The following is a 13,406-nucleotide window of genomic DNA, read 5'->3' on the forward strand; positions in this document are numbered from 1 at the left end:
CGTCGACCCCTTCCAGGAGCTCCGCCTCCACCCCTTGTGCCCGCAGCTCCTGGACGACCTCCCGGAAGGCGGGGCGGCACACGCTCTCGACGAATTCCCCGGCCGCCCGCCGGCCGGGGAACGCCATCGCCCGCGCCAGCCGGTGCCGCCAGTTCCGCGCCCCCGCCGGCCCCTGCTGCGGGGTGCGCCCGGAGAGCGACGCCGGCAGCGTGGCGGTCAGCACCTGCGTCCGCATCCGCTCGGTGCGCAGCGCCAGATAGAGCCCCGCCATGATCAGGAACATGACGAAGGAGAAGGGCAGGCCCATGATGATGGTGGCGTCGGTGAGCGCCCGCACACCGCCCACGATGAGCATGGCGAGGGTCAGCAGCCCGGTCGCCACGGCCCAGAAGGTGCGCAGCCACGGGGAGGCGTCGGTCACCGGGGTGGGCAGATCCGCGCTGAGGTTGCCCATGACCAGGGCCCCGGAGTCCGCGGAGGTGACGTACAGCAGCAGCCCGACGAACGTCGCGAGCCCGGCGCTGAACAGTGCCCCCGGGTACTGCTCCAGCAGGCCGTAGAAGCCCTGCTCGGGGGCGTTCATGGCCGTCCGGCCGAAGGCGGTGTTCCCGTCGCGCACCAGGAACAGGGCGCTGTTGCCGAAGACCGACAGGAACAGGCCGGTGAAGAGGAACGGGACGATCAGCGTCGCCGCGATGAACTCCCGCAGGGTACGGCCGCGGGAGATGCGGGCCAGGAAGAGACCGACGAACGGGGCCCAGGCGATCCACCACGCCCAGAAGAAGAGCGTCCACGCGTCCAGCCACTCGGCGGGCTGGTCGTAGGCGAAAGTGTTCAGGGTCATCGACGGGAAGCGGCTGATGTAGTCCCCGACGTTCTGGACCAGGGCGTTGAGCAGCCGGAACGGTTCGCCCACGATCAGGACGTAGAGCAGCAGCAGGGCGGCGAGCAGGACGTTCAGCTGCGACAGCCGGCGGATGCCCCGGTCCACGCCGGAGACCACGGACGCCGTGGCCATCAGCACCGCCACGACGATCAGGCCGATCTGCGCGGCGAGCCCCTGCGGGATGCCGAAGAGGACCTTCAGCCCGTAGTTCAGCTGCACCACGCCGATCCCGAGCGACACGGAGATGCCGAACACGGTGCCGAGGATGGCCGCCAGGTCGACGGCGTCCCCGATCCGTCCGTGGATCCGGCGGCCGATGAGCGGGTAGAGCGCGGAGCGGATCGCGAGCGGCAGCCGGTACCGGAAGGCGAAGTAGGCGAGCGTCATGCCCATCAGCGCGTACATGGCCCAGCCGGTGATGCCGTAGTGGAACAGTGTCCACACCACGGCCTGCCGGGCGGCCTCGACCGACTCCGGGGCGCCCTCCGGCGGCGCGAGGTAGTGGCTGACGGGCCCGGCGACCGAGAAGAACATCAGGTCGATGCCGATGCCCGCCGCGAACAGCATCGCCGCCCATGCGAACAGGCCGTAGTCGGGCTTGTAGTGCGTGGGCCCCAGCCTGATCGTGCCGTACTTGGAGACGCCGATGAAGAGGACGAACGCCAGGTACAGGGTCGCGGCGAGGAAGTAGTACCAGCCGAACCACGAGGAGATCCTGTCGACCGCCACTCCGATGGCCGCCTCCGCACCGGAGGGCGTGACGATCGCCCAGACCGAGATCGCGAGGATCACGGTGGCCGACCCGAGGAAGACCACGGGCTTGAGCCGGCCCGTGCCCGCCGTCCCGGTCTTCGTCACCGGCTCCCTCGGGGCTGCCGCGGCGCCCTTGTCTCCCGTGGTCGACACGGTGTTCCTCCTTGGGCGAGGACGGGGACGTCGGTTCGTGGCGGCCCTCCGCGGCCGCGGAGGGCCGGGGACGGGTCACCGTCCCGGCCCCTCGGCGGGTCCGGGACGGCCGGTGAGCAGATCGGCGGCGCGTTCGGCGACGAGCAGGACGGTCACCACGGGGTTGACGGTGGGCATCGCCGGGAACACCGACGCGTCGACGATGCGCACGCCCTCGACGCCGCGCAGTCTCAGCCGGGGGTCGCAGACGGCCATCGGATCGTCCGGGGCTCCCATGCGGCAGGTGCCCGCCGGGTGGTAGACGGTGTGCGCCACGCGGCGCCCGTACTCCGACAGGTCCGCGTCGGAGGTGACGTCCGGGCCGGGCGCGACCTCGCGGACGAGCCAGCCGCTGAGGGGTTCGGTGGCGGCCACCTCGCGGGCGATCCTCAGGCCCTCCACGACGGTGCGCTCGTCGTGGCCCTCGGGGTCGGTGAAGTACCGGAAGTCCAGGGCGGGGTGCTCGTCGGGGTCGGCGCTGCGCAGCCACATCCGGCCGACGGAGCGGGCGCGCGGCACGTTCGGGGTCATGCACACCCCGTGCTCCGGGACGGGGTAGCCCAGGCGCTCGGTGTTGACGGTGAACGGCACCTGGTAGAAGTGGAACATCACGTCCGGGCGCGGCCGGCTGGTGTCGCGGCGCACGAACAGGCCGGCGTCGGAGTCCATCGCCGAGTTGGGCGGCAGCGGACCCCTGGTCTCCCAGAGAATCACGGACTCGGGGTGGTCCAGCAGGTTCTCCCCCACGCCGGGCAGGTCGGCCCGTACCTCGATGCCCAGGGCGCGCAGGTCGTCGGCCGGGCCGATGCCGGACAGCAGCAGCAGACGCGGGGTGTCGATGGCCCCGGCGCACAGCAGGAGTTCGCGCTCGGCCCGCACGACGGCGGGCCTGCCGTCGGCACCGCGGACGGCCACCCGGGTCAGCCTCCCCGACGCGTCCGGGAGCAGCCGGTGGGCCCAGGTCTCCAGCATCAGGGTGAGGTTGGGGCGGTCCATCACCGGATGGAGATAGCAGACGGACGAGGAGTGGCGCAGATTGCTCCTTGGGTCGTAGGCCAGGGAGAAGAAGCCGGCGCCCTCGGCGAAGGGCTCGGCGTTGAAGTCCTCGACGACGGGGACGCCGAGGGCGCGGGAGGCGGCGGTGACGAAGTCCTTGGCGATGGGATTGCGGTCGGCCTCGGCCACCGGGACGATCGGGGTGAGCAGCCGCTCGCGGTAGGGAAGGATCGTCGCCGGGTCCCAGCCGGTGCAGCCGCGGGCCACCCAGTCGTCGAGGTCCTGGGGCAGCGGCATGAAGCTGATCGCGGTGTTGTGGGAGGAGCAGCCGCCGAGGACACGGGCGCGTGAGTGCAGGATGTGGGAGTTGCCGCGCGGCTGCTCGACGGTGGTGTAGCCGTAGTCGAACTCCGAGCCGAGCAGGTTGATCCAGTTGCGCAGGCGCAGGATGCGATCGTCTCCGACGTCGCTGGGGCCGCCCTCGACGACACAGACACGGCATTCGGGGTCCTCGCTCAGGCGGGCGGCGAGCACACAGCCGGCGGTGCCGCCGCCGACGACGACGTAGTCGTAGGCGGACTCGGCGCCGTGCGAAGTGGTGGTGGCCATGGGAGTGCCTTTCTTCGGTGGCCGTCACGGAGGTCGTCGCAGCCGGTGGCCGTCGCAGGAGCTGCCGTGTCCCGTCAGCCCTTGAACCAGCCGGAGGGCGCGGGGGCGAGGTTCTGGTAGATGTGCTTGGCCTCCTGGTACTCGCGCAGTCCGGTGGGGCCCAGTTCGCGTCCGATGCCGGAGCGGCCGAAGCCGCCCCATTCGGCCTGCGGCACATAGGGGTGGAAGTCGTTGATCCACACGGTGCCGTGCCGCAGCCGCCGGGCGACGCGCTGGGCGCGGCTGGCGTCGGAGGTCCACACGCCGCCGGCCAGGCCGTAGCGGGTGTCGTTGGCCAGCTCCACCGCCTCGTCCTCGGTGCCGAAGCGCTCCACGGTGACGACCGGCCCGAAGACCTCCTCCTGGACGATGCGCATGGACCGGTCGCAGTCGGCGAAGACGGTCGGCAGCAGGAAGAAGCCGCGGCTCAGCGCGGGGTCGTCGGGACGGGTGCCCCCGGTGACCAGCCGGGCGCCCTCCTCCCGGGCGAGGGCGATGTGGCGTTCGACCTTCTCACGGTGCTCGGCGGAGCTGAGCGGGCCGCACTCCGTGCCCTCCTCCAGACCGTTGCCCAGGCGGATCGCCCGGGCACGCTCGGCGAGGGCGTCGACGAACCGGTCGTGCAGGGAGTCCTGGACCAGCAGGCGGGAGCCGGCCGAGCAGACCTGGCCGGAGTGCAGGAAGGCGGCGTTCAGCGCGTGATCCACGGCGGCGGCGAAGTCGGCGTCCTCGAACACGATGTTGGGGTTCTTGCCCCCCAGTTCCAGGGCGATGTTCTTCGGTCCCCGGGCGGCGGCGGCCATGATGGTGCGCCCGGTGTCCAGGCCTCCGGTGAAGGACACCAGATCGACCTCGGGGTGGCCGGTCAGGGCCGCGCCGACGGTCGCCCCGGAACCGAGCACCAGGTTGGCGACGCCGGGCGGCGCGCCGGCCTCCTCGACGAGCCGGATCAGGGCGATGGAGGTGAGCGGTGTGGTCTCGCTGGGCTTGAGGACGAAGGTGTTGCCGGCGGCCAGCGCCGGCGCCACCTTCCACGAGGCCTGCAGCAGCGGGTAGTTCCAGGGGGTGATGAGCGCGCACACGCCGACCGGCTGGTAGACGACACGGCTGAGGACGTCCGGGCCGACGTCCACGACCCGGCCGCCGTCCTTGTCCGCGATCTCGGCGAAGTAGCGGAAGGCGTTCGCCACGTCCTCCACGTCCATGCGGGACTCGGCCAGCGTCTTGCCGGTGTCGAGGGTCTCGGTGCGGGCGATCTCCTCCTTGTCCCGCAGCAGCAGGTCGTGGACACGGTGCAGGAGGTCGGCACGGCGGCGGGTGGGGAGGCACGCCCAGTCCTCCTCGTCGAAGGCACGCCGGGCGGCGCGCACCGCGCGGTCCACGTCGGTGGCGTCGGCCTCGTCGACGGTGGTGACGACCGAGGCGTCGTACGGGTTGATCACCTCCCGCCTCCCGCCGGCCGCCGCCTTCGTCCACGTGCCGTCGATGTACAGCTCGCCCACCGTGAGGCCTCCTTCGCACCGGTTCGGCGCCGGTCGGTTCGACGGTCGGATGCACGGACCATCGTGCGAGCGGCGGTCGCGGGCCGCACCGCGACGCGTGCGACCGGGTGGTGCGGGCGACCCGGGCGGACCAACGACGGGCGGCACCTTCCAGGACCCTGCTGCCCCTGCCCGGCGCGCTTCACGGGCGGTGTGCGGTGTCCGCGGCACGAGACGTCCGCCCGGCGCTCGGGCGTCCGGGGAGGGGGAGGCCCGGGCCCGCGGCGACCCGGTGGCGGGGAGCGCCGGCCCTGCCACCGGCCCGTCGCCGAAACGGCCCTCCTTCTCAACTCCTGCCGCTAGATTGCCACTTGAAGATCAACGGTCCGACCTGGAGGGCATCACGTGACCGAGAAAGCAGCCCTGGGCGAGCCGGGCAGAAGAATCAAGACGGACCAGCCGCACACGGCCCGGATCTGGAACTACTGGCTGGGAGGCAAGGACAACTACGAGGTCGACCAGCGAGCGGGGGACGAGATCCGCCGGCTGCACCCGGGGATCGGGGACTATGCCCAGGCGGACCGGAAGTTCCTGGGACGGGCCGTGCGCCATCTCGCCGGTGAGCGGGGCATACGGCAGTTCCTCGACATCGGCACCGGGCTGCCCACCGCGGACAACACCCACCAGGTCGCCCAGCGGGTCGCGCCCGAGTCCCGCATCGTCTACGTCGACAACGACCCGATCGTCCTCGCCCACGCCGCCGCCCTGCTCGACAGCACTCCCGAGGGGCGCACCGACTACCTCGACGAGGACCTGCGCAACATCGACTCCATTCTGGAGCAGGCCGCACGCACCCTGGACTTCGGCGAGCCCGTGGCACTGATGCTCCTCGGCGTCGTCATCTTCATCGAGGACGACGAGGAGGCGTACGGGATCGTGCGGCGTTTCATGGACCGCCTGGCGAAGGGCAGCTTCCTGGTGCTGTCGCACACCGTCACACGGCCGGACATGCCCGATGTCGACGCCGCGGTGGCGTTCTGGAACGAGCACGGCACCCCGAAACTGACCCAGCGCACCCCCGATGCCGTCGTCCGGTTCTTCGACGGGCTGGAACTGCTGGAACCCGGCGTGGTCTCCTGCAACCACTGGCGCCCGGAGGACGGCGCCGAGCTCGAGCGGCCCGAGGTCGCCATGTTCGGCGGAGTGGGGCGCAAGAGCTGAGCAGCGAGGCGGACGCGGCGCCCCGGGGACCCCGCCGGGCGGGGCATGCGTCCTGGCCCTTCCCGGGGCGCCGTCGTCCGCCCGTCCGGCAGGGCGTCCACGCCCTCGCCCGGCGCCGTCGGCCGCCGCTTCGGCGTGGCGGCCGACGGACAGAACCGTGCCGCTGCCCGCCTACCGGGGGGCTCCGAAGTCCTGCGTCCAGTAGTGGCCGGGCTGGGCGAGACCGACGCCGATCTCCGTGAACGAGCAGTTGAGGATGTTGGCACGGTGACCGGAGCTGGACATCCAGCCGGCCATGACCTGCTCCGGAGTGCTGTAGCCGTAGGCGACGTTCTCGCCGTAGGTGCGCCAGTCGTATCCGGCGCGGGTGAGCCGGTCGCCCGGGGAGGAGCCGTCGGACCCGGTGTGCGACATGTTCCGGTGGGCCGCCATGTCCTCGCTGTGGGCCCGGGCCGCCTCGGTCAGCGCCGCGTTCGGCTTCACGGGCGAGCAGCCGGCCTTGGCCCGCTCGGAGTTGACGAGTTCCACGATGCGCGCGGCGGCATCGGACATCGGGACGTCGGAGGCCGGCGCGTCCGGCGACGAGGGAGCGGAGGGAGAAGAAGGAGCGGAGGGCGTGGAGGGAGCCGAAGGAGCGGAGGAGCCCGGCTGGGACCCGGGTGCGGTGCTCCAGGGCTTCTGACGCTCGGGCTGCCCCGCCCAGGGCTTGTGGGACCGGCGCTTCTCCGTCCAGCGCTGGTGGCCCTCGGACTCGTGGGCCCGGGGCTTCTGGCCCCAGCGCTGGTGGCCCTCGGACTTCTGCGGCGGGTTCCAGGGCTTCGGAGCGGTGACGTCCGGAGTGCTCGCAGCGGCCGGAGCCTTCCACGGCGCCGAGACCGGGGCCTGGTTCCCGGAGCCGGCGGCCCCTCGGCCGCCCCACCAGTCGCCACAGGCGAGGGCGACGGACGGTGCACCCACGGCGCCCACGACGACGGCGGCGACAACTATGCGACGGTGAACATTCTTCTTGCGGTGCTTGCCCATGCGTGACCTCACTGGGGGATCGCCGAAAGCTGCTGACCTGCGGCGACGTCCTGGGGATGGTCATTGTTGGGACGGCTTCGCAGCGAGTGCAAAGGGCTTTGCTACTACTGTGCTTCGTAGACGCGGACAGCCCTTGCGGAGAGGAACGGGGGCATGCTGCCCGGCCGCTGCCGCGCTCCGCGGGATGCCGTCGCTCCGTCAGATCCGCGGCCCGCACGCGATACCGGCGAGTACGCCGGGCGGACGGACGGCCCTGTGCGTCCCCCCTGATGCACGCCTGTATCAATCAGGACAAAAGGCCGTATGTCGGGAGGGTGCTGTCTACTATCCCGCATGCCCAGACGGGGCGGCCGATGTGAGGGATGTCACGGTTGTGCCCCTCCTGGTTTTGTCTTGTTCGCTTCCTTGAGCCGTTCATGCGGGCCCGCATAGGTTCTGCGCATGACCGGACCCCGGACCCCGGCCACCGCCGAGGAGCTGCGTGGCGCCGGCCTGCGGGTGACGGCCGTGCGGGTCGCGCTGCTCGAGACCGTGCGGGAGGGCGATCACCTCGGTGTCGAGGCGATCGCCTCCGGCGTACGCGAACGCGTGGGCCATGTCTCCCTCCAGGCCGTGTACGAGGCCCTGCACGCGCTCACCGCCGCGGGACTCGTGCGCCGTGTCGAACCGGCCGGCAGCCCGGCCCGGTTCGAGGGACGCGTCGGGGACAACCACCACCACGTGGTGTGCCGTTCGTGCGGCGCCCTCGCCGATGTCGACTGCGCCGTCGGCGACACCCCCTGTCTGACCGCGTCCGAGGACCACGGCTTCTCGATCGACGAGACCGAGGTCATCTACTGGGGCCTGTGCCCCGGATGTTCCGACTCCGGCAGTACCTGAGCTCGTGATACGCCCAGCCCGGAAGGAAGTTCATGTCCGAGAACCCCGATGCGATCGTCACCGAAGCGAAGACGGAGGGAACCGGAGGCTGCCCGGTCGCGCACGGACGCGCCCCGCACCCGACCCAGGGCGGCGGAAATCACCAGTGGTGGCCGGAGCGGCTCAATCTGAAGATCCTCGCCAAGAACCCGCCCGCGGCCAACCCGCTCGGTGAGGACTTCGACTACGCCGAGGCGTTCAAGAGCCTCGACCTTCCGGCCGTGAAACGGGACATCGCCGAGGTGCTGACCACCTCGCAGGACTGGTGGCCCGCCGACTTCGGCCACTACGGGCCGTTCATCGTCCGCATGGCGTGGCACAGCGCCGGCACCTACCGGATCAGCGACGGCCGCGGTGGCGCGGGATCCGGCCAGCAGCGTTTCGCACCGCTCAACAGCTGGCCGGACAACGCCAACCTCGACAAGGCCCGCCGTCTGCTGTGGCCGGTGAAGAAGAAGTACGGCCAGAAGATCTCCTGGGCCGACCTGCTGATCCTCGCCGGCAACGTGGCCCTGGAGACCATGGGCCTCAAGACCTTCGGCTTCGCCGGCGGCCGTGAGGACGTGTGGGAGCCGGAGGAGGACGTCTACTGGGGCCCCGAGACGACCTGGCTCGGCGACGAGCGCTACAGCGGCGACCGCGAGCTGGAGGAGCCGCTCGGGGCGGTCCAGATGGGGCTCATCTACGTCAACCCCGAGGGCCCGAACGGCAACCCGGACCCGCTCGCCGCGGCCCGCGACATCCGTGAGACGTTCCGCCGGATGGCGATGAACGACGAGGAGACCGTCGCACTGATCGCCGGCGGCCACACCTTCGGCAAGACCCACGGCGCGGGCCCGGCCCACCACGTCGGCCCCGCCCCCGAGGCCGCCCCGCTGGAGGAGCAGGGGCTGGGCTGGCGGAGCACCTACGGCACGGGCAAGGGCGCCGACACGATCACCAGCGGTCTCGAGGGCATCTGGACGGACACCCCGACCACCTGGGACGACAGCTTCTTCCGGATCCTGTTCGGCTACGAGTGGGAGCTGTTCAAGAGCCCGGCCGGTGCCTGGCAGTGGCGGCCGAAGGACGGCGCCGGCGCCGGAACCGTCCCCGACGCCCACGACCCGTCCAAGCGTCACGCCCCGACGATGCTCACGACCGACCTGGCACTGCGGTACGACCCGGTCTACGAGCGGATCTCGCGGCGGTTCATGGAGAACCACGACGAGTTCACCGACGCCTTCGCCCGTGCGTGGTTCAAGCTGACCCACCGTGACATGGGCCCGGTCTCGCGCTACCTCGGCCCCGAGGTGCCCTCCGAGACGCTGCTGTGGCAGGACCCGCTGCCCGAGCGGACCTACGAGCTGATCGACGCCGAGGACGTCGCCGCCCTCAAGGCCCAGGTGCTCGACTCCGGTCTGTCGGTGTCCCAGCTGGTGTCCACCGCGTGGGCGTCGGCCTCCTCCTTCCGCGGCAGCGACAAGCGCGGCGGTGCCAACGGCGCCCGCATCCGCCTTCAGCCGCAGTGCGGATGGGAGGTCAACGACCCCGACGAGCTGGCGACGGTGCTGCGCACCCTGGAGCGGATCCAGGAGTCCTTCAACGCCTCCCAGAGCGGCGGCAAGCGGGTCTCGCTCGCCGACCTGATCGTGCTCGCCGGCGGCGCGGCCGTCGAGCGGGCCGCCAAGGAGGGCGGGGTCGAGATCGAGGTGCCCTTCACCCCGGGCCGTGTGGACGCCACGCAGGAGCAGACCGACGTGGAGTCGTTCGCGGTGCTCGAGCCGACCGCCGACGGATTCCGCAACTACCTCGGCAAGGGCAACCGGCTCCCGGCGGAGTACCTGCTGATCGACCGGGCGAACCTGCTGACCCTGAGCGCCCCGGAGATGACGGTCCTCGTCGGCGGTCTGCGGGTGCTCGGCGCCAACCACCAGCGGTCGCAGCTCGGTGTCTTCACCCACACCCCCGGCGTGCTGACCAACGACTTCTTCGTCAATCTGCTGGACCTGGGGATCACCTGGAAGCCGACGTCCGAGGACGCCACCACCTTCGAGGGCCGCGACATCGCCGCCGGCGAGGTCAAGTGGACGGGCAGCCGTGTCGACCTGGTCTTCGGGTCGAACTCCGAGCTGCGCGCACTGGCGGAGGTCTACGCCAGCGACGACGCCAAGGAGAAGTTCGTCAAGGACTTCGTCGCGGCATGGGTCAAGGTCATGAACCTCGACCGGTTCGACCTCGCCTGATCCCGCCGGGCACACCGGACACGGCGTCCGGGCCGACCGCTCCGTCCGGTCGGCCCGGACGTCTCCGCCTGCGGCTCCTTTCCTTGTCGGGCTGCCCCGGTTGCCCGGTTGACCCGGCGGTCCCGGCGGCGTGCCGTCCCGCGCGGCGATGCGCTGTCCGCCTGCCTCCTCGCCCCCCTTTGCCGCTACTTCTCGTATTCCTTCTGCCGCTTGTACTCCTTGCGGTGTCCGTTCGTGGTCCGCTGCGCACGGGACCCGGCGGACGGGGAACCGGCGGTGACCTCCTCGGGAGCGTCCTCCTCGAGGATCTGGTCGCCGTACAGGTCCTTCAGCCAGGCGGACTGGTAGATCGTGTCGAGATAGCGCTCGCCGAGGTCCGGCGCTACGGCCACCGCGGTCAGGTCGTTGCTTCCGTACCGGGACAGCCAGTCCATCGCGCCGCTGACCACCGTCCCGGTGGAGCCGCCGAACAGGAACCCGTGCCGGGCGAGGCGGTGGCAGGTGCGGATGGTGTCCGCCTCCTCCACCCGGATCACCTCGTCGACGAAGGACTCGTCGAGCAGCGGCGGACGCATGCTCATGCCCAGCCCGGGGATCATCCGTCGGCCCGGCTTGCCGCCGAAGGCCACCGAGCCGACGGTGTCCACCGCGACGATCCGCACCGGACGGTGCCACTCGCGGAAGTAGCGGGCGCACCCCATCAGGGTGCCGGTGGTGCCCGCACCGACGAACAGCACGTCCAGCTGCGGGAACTGCCGGGCGATCTCCGGGGCCGTTCTGCGGTAGTGCGCTCCCCAGTTGTTCGGGTTGGTGTACTGGCTGAGCCAGACGTACCGGTCGTCCGACTCGCACAACCCGCGTACGTAGTCGATGCGTGCGCCGAGGAACCCGCCGTTGGCGTCGAGGTCGGCGATGACATGCACCTCGCTGCCCAGCGCCTCCATCAGCAGCCTGGCCGACAGGTTGCAGCGGGAGTCCGTCACGCACAGGAAGCGGTAGCCCTTGCTGGCCGCGATCATGCTGAGCGCCACGCCCAGATTGCCCGACGAGGACTCGATCAGGATCGAGTCGGGCTTCAGCAGCCCCTGCCGTTCTGCGGCCTCCACCATTTCTATCGCGGCCTTCAGTTTGATCGAGCCGGCGAAATTGAAGCCCTCGCACTTCAGGTAGAGCGAGCGCCCGAAGATCGACCGCAGGTCGACGTAGAGCTGACCCTCGTTGAAGGCGTGGGGAGCGGATATGACGGGCACGCTGGCCTCCTGATGCCTGGGCCGAGGAAAGGGGTGTTCAGCCGTATCGGCGCAGCTCATGGAAGAAGTCGTCGATGATGTGCAGGTCCTTGGCGCGGGCCACCGCGTCGTAGACGTACTTGCCGACGGCGAGGTCGAGGACCCCGAGACCGAAGGGCGAGAAGATCACCGTCCGGTCGGTGCGCGGCTCCACCCGCCCGGTCATGACGTCGTCGAGGGTGCCGTCCAGGAAGGACCGGCCTCCGGTGAGCTGCTCGGTCAGATGGGGTGAGGTGCCGGCCTTCAGACAGTGCTCGACGTCGTCGACGAAGTTGGCCGCGGAGAGCAGCACCTGCGGGGCGAGGTCGCGCAGCGACACATGCAGCACGACCGGATGATGGGCGAACCAGGACGGGTCGGTGACATGCGGCTCCGAGGCGACCGTCGCGAAGACCACCAGGTCGCTGGAGCGGATCAGCTCCTCGGGGCTGTCGTGCACGGTGATGTCCGCGCTCTGCCCGGACTCGGCGGCCTTCTGCAGATAGCCGCAGAACCCGGCGGCGCTGTCGGCCGACAGGTCGTACACCCCGACGCTGTCGAAGACGAATCCCGTGCCGGTCAGGAAGGTGTGGATGTAGCGGGCGATCAGTCCCGTGCCGAAGAAACCCACCCGGGTGGGACGCGGCCGGTTGCGGGTGAGCCAGTCGGCGGCCAGCGCGGCGGACGCCGCGGTCCTGGTGGCGCTGATGATGGAGCTCTCCAGGCAGGCGAACGGGTAGCCCGTGTCGTGGTCGTTGAGGATCAGGACCGCCGACGCCCGGGGCAGACCGGAGGAGACGTTGTCCGGGAAGCTGGAGATCCACTTCAGGCCGTCCACCCGCACCGGCCCGCCGACCGAGGCCGGCAGCGCGATGATCCGGGAGGTGGGGCGGTCGGGGAAGCGCAGGAAGTACGACGGCGGGTTCACCGTCTCACCGGCGCCGTGCAGCCGGTAGGCCGCCTCGATCAGATGGACGAGTTCCTTCTCGCGCCCCTTGAGCGCCTGCTGCACCTGGGCGCCGGTGATCACCGCGAAGGACGGCACCGGGGCCGGGCGGGCGGTGTCCGTGTCGGTGGCGGGGGAGGTCACAGAAGTCATCGACGGCTTCCCTTCGCATTCGGGTCGTACGCGGCCAGGCGCTGCGGCTCGGCCATGGCCACCAGCACCTGACGGTCGCCGGTGAAGGGCTCTCTGCTGTGCGCGGTACGGATGTTGTCGACCAGCATCAGATCGCCGGCCTGCCAGGGCTCGCGCCGGGTGTGCTGCTCGTAGGTCTCGTTGAGCAGCTGGACGACGTCCTCGCCGATCGGACTGCCGTCCCCGAAACGGGTGTTGAACGGCAGCCCGTCCTCGCCGTACTCGTCCACCAGGTACTCGCGCACCTCCGGAGCCAGCGTCCACTCGTTGAGAAAGGCGATCTGGTTGAACCAGCAGCGCCGGCCGGTGACCGGATGCCGCACCACGGCGGCGCGGCGCTGCCGGGTGCGCAGAGTGCCGTCGGGCTGCCAGGTGAAGTCGATGGCGTGGGCGCGGCAGTAGTTCTCCACGGTCTCGCGGTCGTCGGTGCCGAACGACTCCGCGAGCGAGGCGCCGATCTCGTCGTTGTAGCTGCGGACCAGCAGCCAGCCCTCGCGTTCGAACCGCTCGGTCAGCTCGGCGGGCAGCGCCTGGAGCACGGCCTCCGCGTCGGCCACGCCGGTCGCCCCGCCCTCGGCGGGCGGGACCGTGCACGCGAAGAGCATCAGACCGGGGGCCTCGAGCGCGTAACTCAGCTCGTGGTGCATGCACATGGGC

General features: G+C 70.9%; 10 protein-coding genes. 3 read left to right on the forward strand and 7 right to left on the reverse strand.

The genetic code is table 11. From position 1 onward, the window contains the following. The 3 genes from betT to CCN35_RS05740 all read right to left on the reverse strand — a co-directional run. On the reverse strand, positions 1–1,792 hold a 1,792-nt coding region (betT, locus tag CCN35_RS05730), incomplete at its 3' end, for a choline BCCT transporter BetT (RefSeq protein ID WP_107501029.1). Positions 1,793–1,867: 75 nt separating this feature from the next. After that, the gene (locus CCN35_RS05735) at positions 1,868–3,436 is read right to left on the reverse strand and encodes a GMC family oxidoreductase (RefSeq protein ID WP_086791726.1); all 1,569 of its coding nucleotides are present in this window, start codon (positions 3,434–3,436) and stop codon (positions 1,868–1,870) included. Positions 3,437–3,510: 74 nt separating this feature from the next. Next, positions 3,511–4,977: an aldehyde dehydrogenase family protein gene (locus tag CCN35_RS05740; protein WP_067389502.1), complete on the reverse strand. Its 1,467-nt coding sequence runs from the start codon at positions 4,975–4,977 to the stop codon at positions 3,511–3,513. A 384-nt stretch (positions 4,978–5,361) separates the two neighbouring features. Between CCN35_RS05740 and CCN35_RS05745 the strand changes: the two genes are divergently transcribed. Next, positions 5,362–6,177, forward strand: coding sequence for an SAM-dependent methyltransferase (locus CCN35_RS05745; RefSeq protein ID WP_067389504.1), 816 nt, complete (start codon positions 5,362–5,364; stop codon positions 6,175–6,177). Positions 6,178–6,348: 171 nt separating this feature from the next. Here the strand turns inward: CCN35_RS05745 and CCN35_RS05750 are convergent, their stop codons facing one another. After that, a complete protein-coding gene (locus CCN35_RS05750; RefSeq protein ID WP_067389506.1) occupies positions 6,349–7,200 on the reverse strand; it encodes a CAP domain-containing protein in 852 nt (283 codons plus the stop codon). Between the two features lie 441 nt (positions 7,201–7,641). Here CCN35_RS05750 and CCN35_RS05755 point away from each other — a divergent pair, with 441 nt between their 5' ends. Further along, positions 7,642–8,079: a Fur family transcriptional regulator gene (locus CCN35_RS05755; protein WP_067389508.1), complete on the forward strand. Its 438-nt coding sequence runs from the start codon at positions 7,642–7,644 to the stop codon at positions 8,077–8,079. 32 nt (positions 8,080–8,111) lie between these two features. Then, on the forward strand, positions 8,112–10,343 hold the full coding sequence (gene katG, locus CCN35_RS05760) for a catalase/peroxidase HPI (protein WP_067389510.1): 2,232 nt from the start codon (positions 8,112–8,114) through the stop codon (positions 10,341–10,343). A 185-nt stretch (positions 10,344–10,528) separates the two neighbouring features. Here katG and sbnA read toward each other — a convergent pair whose 3' ends face one another. From sbnA to CCN35_RS05775, 3 genes are all read right to left on the reverse strand, one after another. Beyond that, on the reverse strand, positions 10,529–11,593 hold the full coding sequence (sbnA, locus tag CCN35_RS05765; RefSeq protein WP_067389512.1) for a 2,3-diaminopropionate biosynthesis protein SbnA: 1,065 nt from the start codon (positions 11,591–11,593) through the stop codon (positions 10,529–10,531). 37 nt (positions 11,594–11,630) lie between these two features. Beyond that, positions 11,631–12,710 carry a 2,3-diaminopropionate biosynthesis protein SbnB gene (gene sbnB, locus CCN35_RS05770; RefSeq protein WP_067389514.1) on the reverse strand — a complete coding sequence of 360 codons (1,080 nt, stop codon included), beginning with the start codon at positions 12,708–12,710 and terminating at the stop codon, positions 11,631–11,633. Next, positions 12,707–13,406: TauD/TfdA family dioxygenase (locus CCN35_RS05775; protein WP_086791728.1), on the reverse strand; the 700-nt coding region annotated here is incomplete at its 5' end. The genes CCN35_RS05775 and sbnB, both read right to left, overlap by 4 nt.

Origin of the sequence: Streptomyces thermovulgaris (assembly GCF_002155915.1) — a bacterium.
GTDB classification, from domain to species: domain Bacteria; phylum Actinomycetota; class Actinomycetes; order Streptomycetales; family Streptomycetaceae; genus Streptomyces; species Streptomyces thermovulgaris.